The organism is Brevibacterium iodinum ATCC 49514, assembly GCF_900169265.1.
GTDB lineage: Bacteria > Actinomycetota > Actinomycetes > Actinomycetales > Brevibacteriaceae > Brevibacterium > Brevibacterium iodinum.
Genome location: NZ_FXYX01000004.1, coordinates 1 through 18,055, shown reverse-complemented (window position 1 = coordinate 18,055; position 18,055 = coordinate 1). Strand labels below are relative to the sequence as shown.

Sequence of the window (18,055 nt, the reverse complement as noted above, 5' to 3'; positions counted from 1 at the left end):
CTCGGGCCCGGTCCCGAGGCGCGCCTAGGCTGGTCCCATGTCGCCCACCGCTCCCCTCGGCTCCGAATCCCGCCTGCCCGCCGCCTGGCGGCCCTGGCGCCGGCCCTCGCCGCTGGCCGGTGCGCGGCCCACGCCGGCCCAGCTCGCCGCGGCGGCGGACGGCCCGGCTCGCGACGACGTGCCGCCGCTGCCCGGCGATGCCGAGTCCGCGGGCCTGGTGCGCCTGCTCATCGTGGGCATCACCGCATGCCGTCAGGTTTTCGACCGTCCCGGTGCGGTGCTCGGGGTGCAGCCGGTGGCCGATGAGTCCGGGGCGCCGTGGGTGCCGGGGTGGCCGGACGGGGTGGCCCTGTGGGCGCTGCCCAACCCCAGCGGGCTCAACGTCCATGAGACCGCCGCGACGCTGGCGCAGAAGTGGCGGGAGGTGTGGGCGGCCACCGGCGCCCCGCCCGCCTCCCTAAGGGGCTGAGCCGTCGCGCTCAGGCCGGCGGAGCCTCGGGCTCGGGGGCCTGCTCGGCGCGCGCCGCTGTGCCGAGCGCCCGGCCCAGGCCCTGCGGATCCGCGCAGCCGGCCAGCCTGCGGTCGAGCGGATCGGGCCACCAGCGCTCGAGCCCACGGTGAAGCGCCGAGCGGCGCTCGAGCAGCGCCGCTCGCTGCTGGAGATCGCACTGCCCGGCGAGCGTGTCGAAGAGCGCCCGCAGCCGCCGCTGGATCTGGACGCTGCCGGTGCCGTACTGGCGGATCTCGTCGGTGGCCGCGGCCACGTAGTCGGCCCAGCTGCGCGTCCATTCGCGCAGCACCGACGCGTCGTGGTGGGCGGCCAGGAGCGCCTCGCGCTTGGCGATGTCCGGGGCGAGTTCGGCGAGGATGTCCTCGATCTCCTCGAGCGCCTGGACGGCGCGGCTGGGATCATTGACCGCGGGCGAGAGCGCCTTGAGCGCGATGTCGACCATGGCGCGGATCGCGCCGAAGGGCCCGCTGGCGGGCGAGAGCACGTCGCCGAACGCCAGCGCCGATTCGAGCGCGCGGCGCTGGGCCCGGCCCACCGGCGCCGAGGTCCGGAAGAGGATCCCGCCGCTCGAGACGGGGGTGCCCAGGCTGGGCACGAGCTCGATGCGCATGCCCCACGCACCCTCGCAGTCGAGCAGGCGCGGGATGTTAACGGCGAGCACAAAGTCCCCCGCGGGGCGCGGCGGCGCCGGCGCACCGGGCCGCCGCCGGCGGCGGTGCCGGTGGCGGCGGTGCCGGTGGCGAGCTCCGCGGCGCGGGTGTGGAAGCGGGCCGGGTCGTAGCGGGTGGAATCGCGGCCCTCGGCGGCGAGGTGGCGTAGCAGCGCGCCGGGGTTGAGCAGCCGGCACACGCGCACCGCGACCGCGTGCAGCGGCGGCGCGAGCGCGCGGTCGAGGGCAGGCAGCACGGCGCCGAGGGCGAGGGCGAGCAGGAAGAGGCGCAGGGGGATGCCCCACATCGTGGGCACGCGGACCTGGCGGCACATGGCCGCCCATTCGCGGCGGGCGGCGGCGGTCTCCCGGCGGGCCGGGCCCGCCTCGGAATCGCCGTCCCCCAGCGCTGCACCCACACGGACCTCCTCGCGACCGGGCCGCCCGGCGGCGCGACCGCCGCACCCGTGGCGCGACAGGGCTAGCCTACCGAGCGCGGCCCACCTCCACCACAGAGCGGGCGGGACTCAGCCCTGCGGGTCGTCGTAGAAGCCGCCGCCCGCGCCGGCGCCCATGCGGCCGCGGTCGATGTAGTGCTCCTTGAGCCAGGCGGCGAGGCGCCGGCTGTGCTCATCGCCGCTCGACAGGATGTTGTAGGCGGTGCCGAGGCCCACGACGTCGTAGATCTGGAACGGTCCCATGGGCGCGCCCGTGGCGATCCGCCAGACGTTGTCGACGTCCTCTGGCTGTGCGTAGCCGCCCGCCGCCAGGTCGAGGGCCGCATTGAGGAAGGGCACGAGCAGCGAGTTGAGCACGTAGCCGGGGCGCTCCTTGAGCACGGGGATGGGCACCATGCCGATGGCGCGGGCGAACTCCACGACCGTGTCGAAGACCGCGGGGCTCGTCTCCGCCGTGCCCATGACCTCGGCGGTGTTGAACTTCCAGATCTGGTTGGCGAAGTGCAGGGCGAGGAAGCGGTCGGGCCGCCCCGTGAAGTCCTTCATGTCGCTGGGCAGCAGGGTCGAGGAGTTCGTCGCGAAGATCGTGTGCTCGGGGGCGAGCGCCGCGAGCTTCTCGTAGGTCTCGCGCTTGATGTCGAGGCGCTCCGGGACGGCCTCGATGATGAGATCGGCATTCCCCGCGGCCTGCGCGAGGTCCGTCGTCGTCGCCAGGCGCTCGAGCGCTGCCTGCGTGCTGGCCTCGGTGGCGCCCTCGACCTCGACCCGGTAGGCGGTGACGAGCGCGTCCAGGCGCTTGCGGCCGGCGCTCAGGGCCTCGTCGCCGATGTCGTAGACGGTGACGTCGAAGCCGGAGTAGGCGGCCTGGTAGGCGATCTGGGCGCCGAGCACTCCGGCGCCCAGCACGGTGACGCGGGCGATGTCGTTCATGGTGTTCCTCCTCGATGGGCCGCCGGGGCGGCAGCCGCGCAACCTGCGCGCCTATTTTTGAGCTTACTCATTTTTCCGCGCTCGGCAAGGGCGCGGCCCGGCGCCCGCTCCCCTCGCGTCCGGGGCTACCTCCGCAGCGCGCGGCGCACGAGCGCGGCGGCGAACCGCGCCCGGTCGGCGGGGGCAACCAGCCCGGCCAGCGCCTCGGGCTCGGCTGGCAGCCCCGCCCGGCGCGCGCCCTCGAGCACCTTGGCATCGAAGACCGGCGGGAGGGACCAGATCCCCTGGACCTCGCGCAGGAAGATCTGCGCCCCGGCGGGCCCGATGCCGGGAAAGGCGCGCACCAGGCGGCTCAGGGCCGCGGGCTCTGCGTGCCCCGCTGCACGCAGCCGGCGCAGGTCACCGCCGTAGTCCGCGAGCAGGTGCTCGGACATGCGGCCCAGGCGGGTCGCAGTGCTCTCGTCGTAGCGGCGGTAGCCGTCGCGGCCCAGCGCGGCGACGCGCTGGCGGTGCGTCGAGGCGCGCATGTGCGCCGGGGGTGGTGAGGCCGGCGTCCCACAGCTCACGCGCGGCGGCCACCGCGATGTCCGCCCCATCGTGGTCCCTTCACAGTGGAGCAGGTCCATCGGAATCTTAGCTATGGCCACCGACAACGAGAGACGTGTTCGGGGCGCAGAAGGCATCTATGGACCTATCGCCAGACGTTGGATCGGAACACTCAGACCCCTTGCCCTCAGGGCCCAAGCAACACAACCCCTGGCCAGGCCGGCTCCCTATACGTTGAACCGGAACTCAACCACGTCGCCGCAGATAGCAACCTCTGATTGCACCGGTTTCGCAACGGCGGCAGAGAAGCCTCCGCGCGCTAGACCACACCACGCACAACCATACGATTCAGTCGGTATCGATGGTCCGGACGACGGCGAGAGCAAAGCCGGCGCAGATCACGAACACCGCACCACCCACCGCCACGGGCAACGCGAGATGCACGCCAGCGAGAAGCCCGCCGATTAATGATCCAAGGGCAAGGCCGATCAACCCAAGGACGCGCGACGCGGCATTGACCCGCCCGAGGAGCGCATCTGGCACGAGACGCTGGCGAAGCGACGTCGCACAGATCCCCCACACCACGGCGTGGAGAATATAGATCGCCAGTAGCACCGAGGCCACCACTGCATTGCCAGTTACAGCGAGGGCCAGCAATGAGGCGGCCCCGGTGAGCAAACTTGCAACGATCGTCCAGCGGTAGCCGATCCGCGAGCGGATACGAGCTGTCGCGAAGGAGCCGACGAGCCCACCGAGCGCGGACACGGCCAGGATGAGCCCGTACCCAACGCCGTCGACTCCCAGCTGCTTCTGAGCGAAAATGACGAGGATGGAGAACGGAAGCATGTAGCCGATACTCGCCAAGGCTCCAATCAATGCCAATCCCCCGACGAGGCGGTGGTGCGCGAGCCACGTTGCTCCCGCGACGGCTTCTCGCCATACCGAGGCGCGCGCCGTGGGCGCAACCGCCTCAGATGGTCTGCCCCGATGCACGGGGAGTGCCAGCGCGATCAAGCCCGCAGCTGCCCACAGCCCGCCCATTGCGTAGACGGGGGCGGCTGCGGCGATCGCGAAGAGGAACCCGCCGAGTGGTGGGCCAGCGAACTCGTCGGCCACCAGTTGCGCGGCCGAGATCCGGCCGTTTGCCGTGTCCAGCTTGCCCTTCTGGACAAGGCCGGGAACGAGAGAGACCGCGGCGTTATCAGCAGCGCTCTCGAGTGTGCCGATGACCGCGTAAGCGGCGTAGAGGAGGACGAGACCTCCGATGCCCAGGTGCACGCAGATCGCGAGGGCGATGACGGCAACTCCCCGCAGAATATTTGCGACGATCAGGATTAAACGGCGGTCCACACGATCAACCCACACACCGATCGGCAGAGCCACGAGCAGGCGGACGAGAGCGTACAGCGTCGAGAGTCCAGCGATCCAGCGTGGATCGTCGGTAAGCGAGGCCGCCAGCAGCGGGATCGAGACGAACACCAAACCGTCAGCCAGGTTCGACGCGGCGTTCGCTCCCCACAGGACTCGAAAAGACCGACCGAGAGACACCCGCCCCAGACTACCAATTGCACCGCCACCAGCGGCTCATGGGAGCGAGCTGTTAGCGGGACGAAATCACTCGCACTCAGGCGGAACGAGACCTGCCCCAGTGAACCATAGCGTTGCTAGGCAACCGACTTATGAGTCAGACAGATTTTTGAGTCAGCGCACCTTCCGCGAGATCGCGCGTCGAATAACTTGAACCCACCACAGAACTGCGCAGCCGAAGCCACTCGCCAGAGACGCTACCGCAACGCGACAACGAGAATCGGCCTCTGCGGGAGCTCCGCAGAGGCCAACCAAAGTCCCAGGTCAGCGGGACAAACGCTTAGCAACTGATGGTAAAGCGGAACCTGTCCATCGAACCCAACCGGAGGCCGAGAAGATAAAACCCCTGGTCAGAGGCCCTTATTAGACATTAAACCGGAACTCCACCGCGTTAGACACACTACTTACGTATGTATGGATTACACTTGCTCACGCTTGACAGATACGATAGGATCGCGTCAAGTCTTAGATCATCGCGACCGTCAGATGGTCTCAGAGGGATCACCCCGCGTGACGACCGAGAGGTCGTGGCTCTGACCAGAGCTAGGGAGTAGCGGCTCTCGAACACGCCGATATTAACGTGTGGGGACTCGCATGCCCCTTAGGAGAAACCGAAGAGGTCTACCCACCTCATCGCTAAGATCCGGAGTGGTCGCCGGACCGAAGCTAGGAGTTACAAACGGGCGGGCAAGCGCCAGCGGTTGAAGAGAGACCGCGGCTTGCCCATCTGGCAGCACAGGCGTGACCGAGATCGCCACCTGTGAGTGTGTCAGCCAGAGACATGAGCACGCGTTGCGTGCCCGTCTCTGGGAGACCCCTTGGCAACCTCCACCTATGCGCCGACATCAAGCGGCGATCACTACCTCAATCTCAACGAAGCTGTAGCCCTGGGCTACGGCGCCTACCAAACTCTTCGACGCTACATTGATGACGGCCGTCTGCCCGCCGTGAAGATCGGTTCTCGCGTCAAAGTTCTGCGTGCCGATCTCGACGGTCTTGCGATCCCCTGTCGAAAAACGACGTTTGAGGACGTCGAACGTGCCGTTCAGCGCATCGTTGCGTCCGCTCCCCCGCTAACCAACGAATAGGTTCGCAAGCTCTCGACACTGCTGGGCGGTGCTTCGTGAGTATCGCTGGAAGGTTCGAAAAGCAGCCGTCCGATGGTGTGAAGAACCAATTCGCGGGAACCTCAATCTCGACGGAAGATACCCCGAACGACGCTTTCCAACGAGTTGTTAATGACACATCCACAACCGATTGGAACGTGTCCCGCGAAGACATAAATGGGGTGGCTACGGCGGTCCTAGTTCGTCGTATACAGCGTTCTTTAATGGATCCGGAAGAGACCTTTAGGGGCAGCGATTCTGACACGTTTCCCAGGAAGCGTGTCAGGGAAAAGTCCGAAAAAGACCCGTTGACCTCTGCCGATGACTTCAGGCCAAAATCCCCTATGGGAAGGGCAGACTGGCCTGGCCTGGAAGGGCAGGCCAGCGTGCCCACTCGCCGCCCGCACGCGAGCGTTGAGCGCGATTGTGAGGGTGCACCTAGCGAGCGCGAAGCGCGAGTGGGCGGTTCAAAGATCCCTGGATTCGGGGATCTTGACACTGTCCGTGCAATGGGAACTGGAAAGAAGTCTGTGGTCATCGGGTTCGACACCGAATTCACCTACCTCGACAAAGGTACCGATCGCCAGCTGCGGGTCATCGACAGCTACCAATTCTCAGTATTCGCCCCCAGGGACAAGCGTTACCGCTACGACATCGTGCTGCTACCTCTTGTCGATGGTGCGGTTCGTCATCGGGATGGGGGTGGAAGTTTTGGCGGCCTGTTGGCCGTTGGTGACTGCGTGGCTTTGGTGCTGCGTGAAAGCGGGCTGTGGCGTGCTCTTGGTCTGCCAGACCCTCGCGGGGTCGCTCGCCGGGATTTCTGGGTCCCAGGAGGCTACACGCCGAGTATGGAGGTACTTTACCGTCATCACGGGGTAAGCGTTGTGCTTGCTGGTCACTACCTGACCGCCGACCTCACAACTTTCGCTAGGCCGCTTCGGCGCAGAGGAGATGGCAAGTACGATGACATTCTGCGTCGTGTCACCTCCGCCTCGGGTGGGCTAGTGTCCTTGAAGCCTATTCGGATGTCTGTGGGATCCGGTGCCCATGGTTCTAGCCGTCGGTTTCTTCCGCTATCGATAACGGTGCGCGACACGGTGGGACAGGCTGCAGCCGGCTCCAACACCCTCAAGGTGCTTGGCGAGGTATGCGGGGTACCCAAACTCGACGTGGGCGATGCGATCGAGGACATGAGCTCGTTACGTCGCGTAAATCTCCCTACTTTCCTGGAATACGGCGTGAACGACGCCGCGATCGTCCTCGAGTATCTGACTGCGCTCTGGGGGGTCGGTGTCGTGCCTCCGGTGACACTCTCAGGCGGTGGCGCGCATGCCCTGCGAGCGGGCGTGAAAACCTACTTGGGAATCTCGTCTAACGCTGAGTTCTCGGCGCGTTTCCAGGGGCTAGTGTCGGTGGACGACGGGCAAGAGATGGCCGACGACGGGTTGAGCTACTACCGGGTGCGTTCACAGACACCTGTCGACGGTGACGCCAACCAGGTCCACTCCGCGTTCCAGAAGTCCTTCCATGGCGGCTGGAACAGCTGTTTAGAGGTCGGGTTTTTCGCAACGGAAACGTATGACCATGACATTCAGTCGGCGTACCCGTCAGCTATGGCGGCCGTGATCGACGTCGACTACGAGAACGGATGCATCGAGGAAGTAATCAAGAACCGGGGGTTGTCCATCGACGACTTTCCGCTTGGATTCGTCACCCCGCTAGTTGCGTACGTCAATTGGGAGTTCCCTAGGGGCGTCGAGCCGTGTCTGCCCGTCCGGGTGGGTCAATCGATCATTTACCCTCGAAGCTCCGAAGGGATCGGTGCCGCGATGGGCGAGAACATGGCTGACGTGGAGTTTGACTCCTTCGAGGTGGAGTTTGACTCCTTCGAGGGGGCGTGGTGCTGCGGCCCGGAGCTTCTGTTGGCTCTCAAGTTGGGTGCTCATGTGACGGTTCAGATCGGGTACCGGCTTCGCACTCTCGATCGTGGTGGTGAGCCGTCTCGGTCCATGCGTTCAGCTGTAAAGCAGATGGTTGCTGATCGCTGTGAAGCTAAGCAGGTGTGGGGTAAGGGCAGTCTGGTCGAATTGATGATCAAGGTTGCTACCAACAGTTGTTACGGCAAGCTTGCACAGGATGTAGCTGAGCGCCGGGGCTGGAACTCTTGGGTGGAAGAGATGGAGTCAATCGGTGGGTCGGCAGTGACTTCGCCATACCACGCAGCAATGATCACCAGCCTGGTGAGGGCGTTCCTGCTCGGTATGGCTAACCAGGTCGAGCTGATCAGCGTTACGACTGACGGGTTCATCACTTCCGAGCTCGACGTTGAGTGCTACGACGCGTTCGGGTTGGCTGACGTTTTTCGCTCGTCGCGCGACGCGCTTGTCGGTGACCCAACGGTGTGGGAGATAAAGCATCGGCAGGACGACCTAGTCAATTTGACGACTCGCGGGAACGTGAGCCTGTCCCCGGACGGTGTGCTTGCCAAGGCTGGGTTGAAGACTCCTGAAGGTATCGAGCGTGGTGGTTCGGTGGAAGAGCGTATGTGGTTCATGCACACGGCTGTATCCCGAGACGGGAAGGTTCCAAATTCGTACACAACGTTCCCTACGTTCCAGGAGCTGTCGCGCTCTGAGAACCGGCTCGACTTCGGTCCGGTCACGCGGTCTCCAGAGGTGTCTCTTGACTTCGACATGAAGCGTCGTCCGCTGCCGGACACGTTGAGAGCCGATGTGGTCTGTGGGGCGCTGCGGTGGATCTCGGCGATTATCGTCGAGCTCTTCCGCGCCATCCCCGTGCTGCTGCTGATGATCTTCGCCTACCAGCTGTTCTCCCTGTACCAGGTGTTCCCGTCGACCTATCTCGCGCTCGCGGCCGTGGTCTTCGGTCTGACCTTCTACAACGGTTCGGTCATCGCCGAGATCATCCGGTCCGGCGTGCACTCGCTGCCGAAGGGACAAAACGAGGCCGCGGTCGCACTCGGGCTCCGTCCCGGTCAGACCATGCGGATGATCCTGCTTCCGCAGGCGATCACCGCCATGCTGCCGGCGATCGTGGCGCAGATGGTCATCGCACTCAAGGACTCCGCTCTCGGTTACATCATCGGTTACGTCGAGGTCGTGCGTTCGGGCATCCAGTCCGCCTCGTACTACCGCAACTACCTCGCCGCTCTGTTCGTGGTCGCGGTCATCATGATCATTCTCAACTACTCGTTGACGAAGTTCGCCGGCTGGCTCGAGCGCCGTGTGCGCGAGGGCCGCAAGGGCAAGACGCCCCTGGCCAAGGCGAAGGACACCGAACCTGTGGGAGCCGAGCCCTAGAGGGCACTCCACTTCCCCAGTCGACCGCGAAGGAGCGGGGCCGCGATTTTGCGGCCCCGCTCCTTCGTATCGATCGCCCGCATGCGCGAGCTACCCCGTTATCCCGGGACCGCGCTATTCTTCGGCGGCTTCATCCAACCATTGTGACGGCGTGGGGCCGAGGATTTTCGCGCCCTTCGGGGCCAGCAACACTCCTGTCGCAAGCTGCGGGATAGGCGGCTCCTCGGACCGCACGGGGCGCTCGTCGCCGCGCGCACGGAGGAGGCGCTCGGTGAGCTCGGGAAGACGGATCTGTTCCGGGCCTGCGACGTCATAATTGGAGGGGTCGCCCTCGGCGGTACGCACGAGCTCGCCGGCGACTTCCGACACCGCGATCGGCTGGATCAGCCAGTCGGAGACGACGACCTCCCGGTCGGAGAACTGCACCGCCGCCGGGTTATTCGCGAACTCCATCCACTGCGCCGAGCGCACGATGCTCGTCGCGAGCGGCGAGGCCGTGTACACGTCCTCCTGCTCGCGCTTGGCCACGTAGTAGTCGAATTCGTCGAAGCACTCGTCGCCGATGTTGCAGATCGACAGGTATACGAGGTGGCCGACGCCGGCTTCCTGAGCGGCCTTGGACACGTGCTGCGCGGCAGTCTTGTGGACGGCAATAACGTCGTCGCCGCTTCCGCCCTGCGGGGCCGACGCGTCGATGACGACGTCGACTCCTGCGAATGCCTCGACGAGCCCTGTACCGGTGGCGAGGTCGATGCCGGCGCTACGGCTCAGCTCGGCGACGTCATGCCCGTTGGCCCTGGCGTGGCGGACGACTTCCCGTCCGGCCGTTCCGCTGGCTCCCAATACTGCGATCTTCACGCCTAGTCCTCTTTTCGCTTCGTCGGGTTCTGCGCCTTCGTTGTACCTTCATTGTCGTCCCGTGGACGGCCGCGTCGCCACCGCGCGGAGCTGAGGACGCGGAAGATCACAGTGTCGAAGCGGCGATGTGGGTATGCGCGATGTCGCGGTCGAGAGCGGGCACGTCGGTGATCGCGAGCTCACCCATTCCGATCCAGCCGATGGTTTCCGAGACCGTGAGCGGTGCATGCACGTGCCCGAGCAGCCACCGGTCGTAGCGACGCGAACATAGCTCGTCTGGACTCGCCGGGAGGCAGGGTTTGCGGCTGTACTCGCCGGTCAGACTCGTGTGCAGGACGCCGAGATGCTGGCCGCTCCCCCGGATCGCGATGGGGAATGCCCCGACGGCGCGTCGCGGGTCGGGGTCGGTCGCGACCGAGATCGCGTGCACCGTGAGGGTGCCTATCTCGAGTTCGAGCGCCCTGTCCGACGGGGCGTACTCGATGCCCGGGATGTCGGGCAGTCGAGCGGGAAGTTTCGCCGCCGCGTCGTGGTTTCCCCACACGACGACTACCGGCACGCCGGTGCCGGCCACATACCGCAGAAGATGTTCTACGTCGGCGACCGTGGCGTCGTCGGCATGGGCGCGGTCGATGAGATCGCCCGCGAACACGAACAGGTCCGGTTGCGCACGAACGGCGGCGTCAACGGCGGACAGTGCCCAGTCGAGTCCGGGCGCCTGGGGCAGGCCGAGGTGGATGTCGGCCAGCGCGGCGACACGTGTGCGGCTATCCGGCATGGCTGAGTTCGCGGGCTCCGTCGGCGGTCGGTTGCTGTGCGGCGGGCCCCTTCGGCGAGCGGTCTACCGTGACCGATCGGCGCCGCAGCCACAATTGCACGGCGACGAGGACGATGGTCGAGCTGACGACGCCGATGAGGGTCATCGCCATCGCCTCGGCGCGGTGGCCCTGATCGAACTGGCCCATGATCCATGGCGACAGCAGCGTCATGTTGCTCGGGCGGACCAGGGAGGACATGACGAGTTCGCGGATGCCGGTCAGGAATGCGAGCAACCAACCTGCCGCGATCCCCGGGAGCAGAAGCGGCAGCGTGATCCGGGCGAAAGTGTGCCAACCGGTGGCGCCGCTCGTCGCCGCAGCCTCGAATACCGTCGGGGTGACGGACTGGGCTGAGGTCTTGATGTTCTGCACGGCCATCGGCAGGAACAGCACCGCGTAGGCGATGACGAGGATCGCCGGCGTGTTGTACGGGGTGGCCGGCAGCCATCCGGCATTCCAGAAGAAGATGAAGCCGATCGCGAGAACGATCGCCGGCACCGTTTCCGGCGCGACCGCGAGGAAGTCGGTGATCCGGCCGAGTCGACCGCCCGGCGCGCTACCTGCCGCACGGCTGCGACGGAGCGTTGTCACGAGTGTGACGGCGAGGGCGATGAGCACGCCGGCGGTCGCGCCGATCGCGGCGAGAACCGCGGAGGTCGTCAGTGCGCGCAACGCCCGGTCGTCGGAGAGAACGATGAGGAAGTAGTCGAGCGAGAGGTTATCGAGCTTCGGGGCTTTCGAACGCAGGATCGTCGTCGCGCCGAGGACGATGGAAATGTACGGCACGATGATCGACATCGTCGCGACGACCGCGACCCACGCCCAGCCGGCGATGGTGCCCACGGGGCCGAGCCGCACGCTGGTCGGGCGAGACACGCGCCCTCCGGCCCCTGCGCCTCCGGCGTCCAGAGTTCTGCGGGAAATGACCTGCTGCAACGCCCACACCGCGATACCGAGGGTAAATAGCGCACTCGCACCTGCGGCGGCAGAGGAGAAGTCCAGCGGGTCGACTGTCACGTCCTGCTGAATGCGGGAGACGAGGACTTGGTAACCGATGGCGTTCCCCAGCGTCACCGGGGTGCCGAACTCGCCCGCCGCGCGGATGAACACGATGAGCGCGCCGAGCGACCACGGCCCGACGACCTGTGGCAGCACGATTCGGGTGAGCGTCTTCCACCTGGACGCGCCCACGACCGCCGCCATTTCCGTCCCCGAGGCGGGCACGGCATCGAGGCAGTTGCGTAGTAGAAGGTAGAGGAACGGAAACAGCTCGCACGCCATGATCAGGCCCATCCCCCACACCGAGTTCACGGTGGCGCGGAGCGCATCGCCTGCGAAATCGCCGAGAAGCATGTCGATCACTCCGCCGGTGCGGGTGATGTCCATCCACGCCATCGCCGCAGCAAACGGCGGGGTCATGAACGGCACCATCACCCCGATGTCGATCCACCAATGACGTCGGAGGCCGGTCCAGCTCGTGAGGAACGCCAGTGGCGCCGCCATGATCGTCGAGAACGCGACGACCAGGACGGACAGGAATATCGTGTTACCGATGATCCGCGGCATATCCCCGTCGACGAGGGTGCCCAGGGCGGACGGGTCGTCCCCGTACCCCGTGACCGCAGTGGCGAGCACCGACAGTAGCGGGATGGCGACGAGTACCAGAAGGACGAGCAGGATCGCCGTCGTTCCGGCGCACTGCCGCCTTAGCGACGGGCGGCTCACTTCAGGTAGCGGGAGACGAACGTCTCGGTGACTCCGTCGGAGGCCTCGCTAAGACCGGAGAGGTCGTCGGTGAGCCGATCGATATCCTCGTACGGCTCGCCCTCGGCGGGCTCGACCCCCTCGATGGCGGGAATCATGTAGTTATCGGCGCTGATCGCCTGGCCCTCCTCGGAGAACATGAAGTTGACGAACGCCTCGGCGGCGTCCTTGTTGTCGGATTTATCGCTGACGAGAATCGGGCGCGGAGTCACGGTCGTACCCGAGGACGGGATCGCGAATTCGAGCGGCTCGCCCTTCGCCTTTGCGGCGTATGCAGAGTAATCGACACCGCCGAAGACGACCGCCTTGGAGCCGGAGGTCACCGCGTCGAGTGCGGGCCCGTTCGCTCCCTGCACCTGCATGCCGTTATCGAAGAGCGAGTCGAACAGCTCCCAGGTCTTGTCCTCTCCCCACTTTTCGACCATCGCGGCGATGAGATCGGCGGCAGTGCCGGACTCGCGGGGGTCGGGCATGATCACCTTGTCCTTGTACTTCGGATCGGCGAGGTCTTCCCAATCCTGCGGCGACTCTCCGCCCTCGATGGCCTCGGTGTTGGCGACGAGGCCGAGCGCCGAGCCGTCGCGGCCGGTGAAGTCCCCGGACTCCGCCGTCCAGCCCTCGTGCACCTTGTCCGCGCCCTCCGGCGCAAACTTCTCGAACGCGCCGGTCTCGGACTGCGACTGCGCCGCGGACCAGCTCGCGAGGTAGACGACGTCAGCCTGCGGGTTGGCCTGTTCGGCCTTGAGCTTCGCCGTGATTTTACCGGTCTCCCCGGAGAACACGTTGACGGTGACTCCCGTCTTTTCCTCGAACGCGCCGACCAGATCGTCGGTGAGCCCCTGCGGGTTCGCCGAGTAATAGGTCAGCTCTCCCTCGAGTCCTTCGGGCGCCGTCCATTCCTGCGCGTCGGCGGCGCTGTCGTTTCCGGAATCGTCGGCGGCATCGACCGATCCGCAGCCGGCCATCGTCGCGGCGAGGGCGACACCGGCGAGGCCGGAGATAATTCGTGAGCGCATGGTGGGTCTCCTTCGTGTTCGAGTGTCGTTGAGGTGTGAAGTGTGGTGGGGCGAGAGGGACTGTCAGGCCCCGGGGTGGCGCAGCAGAAGGCGGGTGCCGGGGGCGTGTTCGTCGCGCGAGTGGACGAGCCACGGCCTTGGCGCGCCGGGGACGGCGCAGCGCATCTCGTAGCGGCCGCCGACGTAGCTGCACGATTCGACGGTCGCCTCGGTGCCAGGCGCAGTCCCGTGGCCCGGGTCCGTGGCGAGGCCGGCGACCTCGACCTGTTCGGGGCGCACGGCGAGGCCACTCTCGAGCCGGTCCATAGTTCCGACGAAATCGGCAACGAACTCGTCCGCCGGGTTTTCGTACACGACCGCGGGCCGATCGAACTGCGCGACCTTGCCGTCGCGGAGCACCAGAACGCGGTCCGCCATGGACAGCGCCTCCTCCTGGTCGTGGGTGACGTAGAGGACGGTGAGCCCGAGTTCGCGCGCAAGGTCGGTGATTTCCCTGCGCACCTGCACGCGCAGCGCCGCGTCGAGAGCGGACAAAGGTTCGTCCATGAGCAACAGGTCGGGGCGGTCGACGACAGCGCGGGCGATCGCGACGCGCTGCTGTTGACCGCCGGAAAGCTGGTGCGGGCGCTGCCCGGCCTTCGCCGAGATCCCCACCATCTCGAGCGCCTCCCCCACGCGCCGTCTGCGCTCTGAGGCGGGAATCTTCTCGCCCCGCGCCGTCAACGGGAATTCGACATTCCCGGCCACTGTCATGTGCGGCCACAGCGCGAGATCCTGGAACACCATGGACAAGCTACGCCGGGCGGGCGGCACGTTGACCGCTCGCGCCCCATCACTGCCGGCATCGAATACCTTTCGACCAGCCAGATGCATGACGCCGGACGTCGGGATCTCCAGGCCCGCCACGCAGCGCAGCAGCGTCGACTTTCCGCACCCCGACGGCCCCAGCACGGTGATGAACTCTCCACGCGCGACGTCAATGGTGACCGGATTGAGGCCGGTGCCATCTGCGAACGTGCGCGCCACCGCGTCGAGGGACAGCATCGGGGACGCCGTCTTCTCTGGCGCGGCCACCGTCTCGGTTGCCGTCATAGGGTTCCGTCGAGGACGAGCTGGGTCTTGAATGCGTCGGAGTGGCGCAGGATGGCCTCGTCGTCGAGCGCCTCGATGAGGTCGGCGCGGGCATCGGCCGCATCGCCACGCCCTGCGAGCTCGGTGGTGATCTCGACGAAGTATCCGCCGGACATCGCGGTGACCTCGAGTTCGGCCTCGGTCCCGTCGACCGTGACCGGCCACGTGCGCTGGGTAACGACCTGCGATGCCGTCGCGCCGGCGTCTTCCAGCGTGCCGCCGGTCTGCTTCTCCAGCTTCCCGGGCAGCTTCTCGTCGAGGAGCTCGACCGCCTTCTCTCCGCTCGGGATCGCGCAATCGTCCGAGACGCACTCGGCGGACTTCTTGTTGCTGAAGTCGAGTGTGCTCGTGGCGTAGCTGGCGTTGACCTGAGGTTCGTAATTATCGTCCGAACTGTCGAAATCGGCGTCCTTGGCCTTGGCCAGCGCCTCGTCGATCGAATCCTGCGACAGAGTGTTGTCGGACAGGTCCTGGCGGTACTTGAAAGTCAGGTCGTATTCGTCGTCGCCTGCCTTGTGTCGCAGCCGTGCTGTCCAGCCCTTCGAGCCGAGCGCGGAATCTTTCGAATCCACGTACACGCTCTGTTCGGTCTCCGGCGCATCGGCGTTGCCCGCCGCCTCCGGGATACCGAAGTAGCCCGCGGCCTCGGCGGTGAGGTTGCCCGATCCGTCGAGGACGGAGTCGTCCAGGCGGAGCTTCACCTGGTAGCCCTCGGGTTCCGCGACGCCGGCCGCAGTGGCCACGGGGGCGATTCCGAGAGTGAGTGCGCCGGCGGCGAATGCGGCGACAAACCCGGCCGACCCGCGAAAAGTTCGCTTACCTATTTTGTTCACTCGAGTAACCTTACGGTTCTCAACTTAATTTAAGGGAAACGACTGGCGATGCCCCGCTGAATTCGCGCCGAAGGAATGGGGACAATCGGAGGCGCAATTTGCCCGGTTCGAGCCTTCGCTGCCGCCGGCAACGCTAGATTTCTTGCATGGCCACCGAGAACCTTACTTCTGAACGCGACCGCATCATCGATGCCCTCACGGGCGAATGGGCGGCGATCCGCGAGCTGACCTCTACATTCGACGAGATCGACTGGGGCGCCCAGACGCCGTGCCCCGGATGGAGCTCTCGCGACATCATCGCCCACATCATCGGCACCGAATCAATGCTCGCCGGCGAGCAGGCACCGGCATCCAGCGGCGATGCTCCGTCGTTCGTGCGCAACGAGATCGGTGCGCTCAACCAGGCGTGGATCGAACACTTCCGCGGAGTGGACACGGCTGAGCTGGTCGACCAGTTCGAAACGATCACACGCTCCCGGGCCGAGACGTTGCGCGCGATGGCGGACGAGGACTTCCACGCCGAGTCGTGGACTCCGGAGGGCAAAGGCACCTACGCGAAGTTCATGCGGATCCGCATCTTCGACCGCTGGATGCACGAGCAGGATCTGCGCGACGCGATCTTGGCGCAGGGCGGGATGGATTCGCCGGCAGCGGCCATCGCGATCGAGGAGATGGTCGGCAAACTCGGCTACATCGTCGGCAAACGAGCTTCCGCTCCCGACGGGTCGACGCTCACATTGCGACTTACCGGAGCTGCTGGCCGAACCGTTTCTGTGGCCGTCGAGGGCCGGGCTCGGCTTATCGACGCCCCTCCGGCCGAGCCCACGGTGACGCTCACGATGCCGGCAGGCGTGTTCGCGCGTCTCTACGGCGGAAGAGTCGCGCCGGCCGACGTGTCGGACGATATCCAGATAGACGGGGACGGCGAGCTCGCCCAGCGGGTGCTTAGCGAGCTCGCCGTCACTATGTAGAGGCCACGAGCGGCCGGGGCCGCCTCGGCCTGGCTAGCTGCCGATGGTCTGGGACTCGAGGCTGCCCTCGGCGCCCGCGACCTCGAAGCCGAGGACATGGAGCAGCGCGACCGAGGAACCGAATACTGGGGCGAGGCTCGCGAGGCTACCGGCGCTGGGGGTGTCGGTGCCGTCTTCGTCGTCACCATCATCCTCACCCGCACCGACGGTGACCGGGATCGACACGGTCGTGCCGTTGTCGAGGTCGACCGTGAGGATCTGTTCCCCGGCAGTCGCGTCGGCCGGGATCTCGACGTCGATGTCGACCTTGCCGTCGAGTGGCGCGGAGAAGGCGCCGGCACCGAAGGTCGAGTCGTCGACCTCCGACGTGGCATCGAAGGTGCCGAGGTCGTCCTCGCCGAGTTTCACGGTGGCCTTCGTGGCCTTCGTTGCGCTGAGCGAAGTGAGGTTGAGGTCGGACAGCGTGAAGCTCGTCTTCTTCCCCGCGGTGACGGTGCCCGGGAGGTTCTTCGCCGCTATCGCGCGGCGGGAGAAGTCCGGCTCGAGCGGCGAGTTCTCGCTGATGAAGTCCATCCACGTGTCCGAGTCGATGAGCCCGGTATCGGCCTTCTCCGTCGCCTCGGCGAATTCGGTGAAGTTGTCGCCGCCTCCGGCGAGGAAGCTCTGCGAGACGACCGAACAGGTTTCGCTCTCGTCGATGGGCTGACCCTCGAAGCTCACTGAGGTAATGCGGTCGCCGCGCTCGCGCGTGGGATCGAAAGTCCAGGTGAGCGCGTCGTTCGTGCCGAGAGCGAGGAACGGCCGCGAGCTGCCGTCCGGCTGCCACTGCTGCTCGAGTACGTTCTTGATCTGCCCGCCGGTCATCTTCATCGTGACAATGGTGTTCGCGAACGGCAGCACGCCGTTGGCCTCGGCTTTGTTGATGTTGTCTTCGGCGCCCTCGGGGTCGTTGAGAAGCTCGTCGCGCAGACCGCCCGGGTTCATGAAGCCGATCTGCGCGCCGCCGCGATCGGCGACCGCATCGACCATGAATTCGGCGACGAGATTGCCGAGCGCCGACTCGGAGGAGCGGTCGTCGCGCTTGCCACCGGAGTGCGCGGTGGTGATGTCGCCGGCGACCGCGCCGACCGGCTTCTCCCCCTCGACCTTCGCGCGCTGCAGCGTGTCGTCGACGATCTGCTTGACGTCGGCGACGACCGGATCGTTCAGGTTCGCGCCATCCGCCTTGGCCGGAACCGGGACGTTCTCCTTCTCATAGGAGGTGACGTCGTGGGTCTCGGGATCCACGGTGAGGGTGACGCGCCCGATGTTCGCCGCGTACGAGCCGGTCTGGATAACGGGACGCTCTTTTCCGGCTCATCGTAATTGAGAGTGTAGAACCGGTCTGAAGCCACCGGACTCGAGCAGACACCTCGCGATGTAATGCGTGAGGTTGCGGAATCCCAGCGCGGACCCGCGTAGATGCTCGAGTCTGCCGTTGATCGCTTCAGTGGGACCGTTCGACGTTCCCGGTCGGGTGAAGAACGCGAGCACATCAGCAGCTCGACGCTTCAACGT

Annotated in this window: 16 protein-coding genes; 4 read left to right on the top strand and 12 right to left on the bottom strand. The window is 66.1% G+C overall.

Annotated elements, in window-relative coordinates; all coding sequences use genetic code 11:
- The first annotated feature begins 37 nt into the window (after nt 1–37).
- Nucleotides 38–469 (top strand): uracil-DNA glycosylase family protein, encoded by a 432-nt coding sequence (locus BI49514_RS04730; protein WP_101544727.1) that lies wholly within the window; start codon nt 38–40, stop codon nt 467–469.
- 10 nt (nt 470–479) lie between these two features.
- On the opposite strand, the gene BI49514_RS04725 is transcribed toward BI49514_RS04730, so the two are convergent.
- The 4 genes from BI49514_RS04725 to BI49514_RS04710 form a co-directional block, all read right to left on the bottom strand.
- Nucleotides 480–1,505: a DUF2254 family protein gene (locus BI49514_RS04725; RefSeq protein WP_244195070.1), complete on the bottom strand. Its 1,026-nt coding sequence runs from the start codon at nt 1,503–1,505 to the stop codon at nt 480–482.
- Nucleotides 1,506–1,687: 182 nt separating this feature from the next.
- Nucleotides 1,688–2,548 (bottom strand): 3-hydroxyacyl-CoA dehydrogenase, encoded by an 861-nt coding sequence (locus BI49514_RS04720; protein ID WP_101544725.1) that lies wholly within the window; start codon nt 2,546–2,548, stop codon nt 1,688–1,690.
- A 125-nt stretch (nt 2,549–2,673) separates the two neighbouring features.
- Nucleotides 2,674–3,075, bottom strand: a complete 402-nt coding sequence (locus tag BI49514_RS04715) for an HhH-GDP family DNA glycosylase (protein WP_101544723.1) — start codon at nt 3,073–3,075, stop codon at nt 2,674–2,676.
- A 367-nt stretch (nt 3,076–3,442) separates the two neighbouring features.
- Nucleotides 3,443–4,642, bottom strand: coding sequence for an MFS transporter (locus BI49514_RS04710; RefSeq protein ID WP_101544722.1), 1,200 nt, complete (start codon nt 4,640–4,642; stop codon nt 3,443–3,445).
- A gap of 857 nt (nt 4,643–5,499) precedes the next feature.
- On the opposite strand from BI49514_RS04710, the gene BI49514_RS04705 reads away from it, so the two are divergent.
- Together BI49514_RS04705 and BI49514_RS16660 are read left to right on the top strand one after the other, a co-directional pair.
- The gene (locus BI49514_RS04705) at nt 5,500–5,769 is read left to right on the top strand and encodes a helix-turn-helix domain-containing protein (protein WP_101544720.1); all 270 of its coding nucleotides are present in this window, start codon (nt 5,500–5,502) and stop codon (nt 5,767–5,769) included.
- A gap of 527 nt (nt 5,770–6,296) precedes the next feature.
- Nucleotides 6,297–9,107, top strand: coding sequence for an amino acid ABC transporter permease (locus BI49514_RS16660; protein ID WP_219618448.1), 2,811 nt, complete (start codon nt 6,297–6,299; stop codon nt 9,105–9,107).
- Nucleotides 9,108–9,221: 114 nt separating this feature from the next.
- Here the strand turns inward: BI49514_RS16660 and BI49514_RS04695 are convergent, their stop codons facing one another.
- From BI49514_RS04695 to BI49514_RS04670, 6 genes are all read right to left on the bottom strand, one after another.
- Nucleotides 9,222–9,965, bottom strand: coding sequence for an SDR family oxidoreductase (locus tag BI49514_RS04695; protein ID WP_101544718.1), 744 nt, complete (start codon nt 9,963–9,965; stop codon nt 9,222–9,224).
- Between the two features lie 106 nt (nt 9,966–10,071).
- A complete protein-coding gene (locus BI49514_RS04690) occupies nt 10,072–10,743 on the bottom strand; it encodes a metallophosphoesterase family protein (protein WP_101544716.1) in 672 nt (223 codons plus the stop codon).
- On the bottom strand, nt 10,733–12,508 hold the full coding sequence (locus BI49514_RS04685) for an ABC transporter permease (protein ID WP_101544715.1): 1,776 nt from the start codon (nt 12,506–12,508) through the stop codon (nt 10,733–10,735). The genes BI49514_RS04690 and BI49514_RS04685 overlap by 11 nt, the downstream gene beginning before the upstream one ends.
- Complete coding sequence (locus BI49514_RS04680) at nt 12,505–13,563, bottom strand: ABC transporter substrate-binding protein (RefSeq protein ID WP_101544713.1); 1,059 nt, start codon at nt 13,561–13,563, stop codon at nt 12,505–12,507. The genes BI49514_RS04685 and BI49514_RS04680 overlap by 4 nt, the downstream gene beginning before the upstream one ends.
- Nucleotides 13,564–13,626: 63 nt before the next feature.
- Nucleotides 13,627–14,655, bottom strand: coding sequence for an ABC transporter ATP-binding protein (locus BI49514_RS04675; protein ID WP_208634974.1), 1,029 nt, complete (start codon nt 14,653–14,655; stop codon nt 13,627–13,629).
- The gene (locus BI49514_RS04670; RefSeq protein WP_145996180.1) at nt 14,652–15,527 is read right to left on the bottom strand and encodes a hypothetical protein; all 876 of its coding nucleotides are present in this window, start codon (nt 15,525–15,527) and stop codon (nt 14,652–14,654) included. Before BI49514_RS04670 ends, BI49514_RS04675 begins: the two co-directional genes overlap by 4 nt.
- Before the next feature lie 146 nt (nt 15,528–15,673).
- On the opposite strand from BI49514_RS04670, the gene BI49514_RS04665 reads away from it, so the two are divergent.
- Nucleotides 15,674–16,498 carry a maleylpyruvate isomerase family mycothiol-dependent enzyme gene (locus BI49514_RS04665; RefSeq protein WP_101544710.1) on the top strand — a complete coding sequence of 275 codons (825 nt, stop codon included), beginning with the start codon at nt 15,674–15,676 and terminating at the stop codon, nt 16,496–16,498.
- Between the two features lie 33 nt (nt 16,499–16,531).
- Here BI49514_RS04665 and BI49514_RS04660 read toward each other — a convergent pair whose 3' ends face one another.
- Both BI49514_RS04660 and BI49514_RS04655 read right to left on the bottom strand, forming a co-directional pair.
- On the bottom strand, nt 16,532–17,785 hold the full coding sequence (locus BI49514_RS04660; RefSeq protein ID WP_167443934.1) for a 5'-nucleotidase C-terminal domain-containing protein: 1,254 nt from the start codon (nt 17,783–17,785) through the stop codon (nt 16,532–16,534).
- Nucleotides 17,786–17,854: 69 nt separating this feature from the next.
- The coding region (locus BI49514_RS04655; protein ID WP_145996179.1) for a transposase at nt 17,855–18,055 on the bottom strand (201 nt) is incomplete at its 5' end.

Excerpts from the sequence above, each read along its gene's own strand:
- BI49514_RS04730 (WP_101544727.1), top strand. The coding sequence starts at position 38 with ATGTCGCCCACCGCTCCCCTCGGCTCCGAATCCCGCCTGCCCGCCGCC.
- BI49514_RS04665 (WP_101544710.1), top strand. The coding sequence starts at position 15,674 with ATGGCCACCGAGAACCTTACTTCTGAACGCGACCGCATCATCGATGCC.
- BI49514_RS04725 (WP_244195070.1), bottom strand. The coding sequence starts at position 1,505 with ATGGGCGGCCATGTGCCGCCAGGTCCGCGTGCCCACGATGTGGGGCAT.
- BI49514_RS04715 (WP_101544723.1), bottom strand. The coding sequence starts at position 3,075 with ATGCGCGCCTCGACGCACCGCCAGCGCGTCGCCGCGCTGGGCCGCGAC.
- BI49514_RS04675 (WP_208634974.1), bottom strand. The coding sequence starts at position 14,655 with ATGACGGCAACCGAGACGGTGGCCGCGCCAGAGAAGACGGCGTCCCCG.
- BI49514_RS04680 (WP_101544713.1), bottom strand. The coding sequence starts at position 13,563 with ATGCGCTCACGAATTATCTCCGGCCTCGCCGGTGTCGCCCTCGCCGCG.
- BI49514_RS16660 (WP_219618448.1), top strand. The coding sequence starts at position 6,297 with ATGGGAACTGGAAAGAAGTCTGTGGTCATCGGGTTCGACACCGAATTC.
- BI49514_RS04690 (WP_101544716.1), bottom strand. The coding sequence starts at position 10,743 with ATGCCGGATAGCCGCACACGTGTCGCCGCGCTGGCCGACATCCACCTC.
- BI49514_RS04720 (WP_101544725.1), bottom strand. The coding sequence starts at position 2,548 with ATGAACGACATCGCCCGCGTCACCGTGCTGGGCGCCGGAGTGCTCGGC.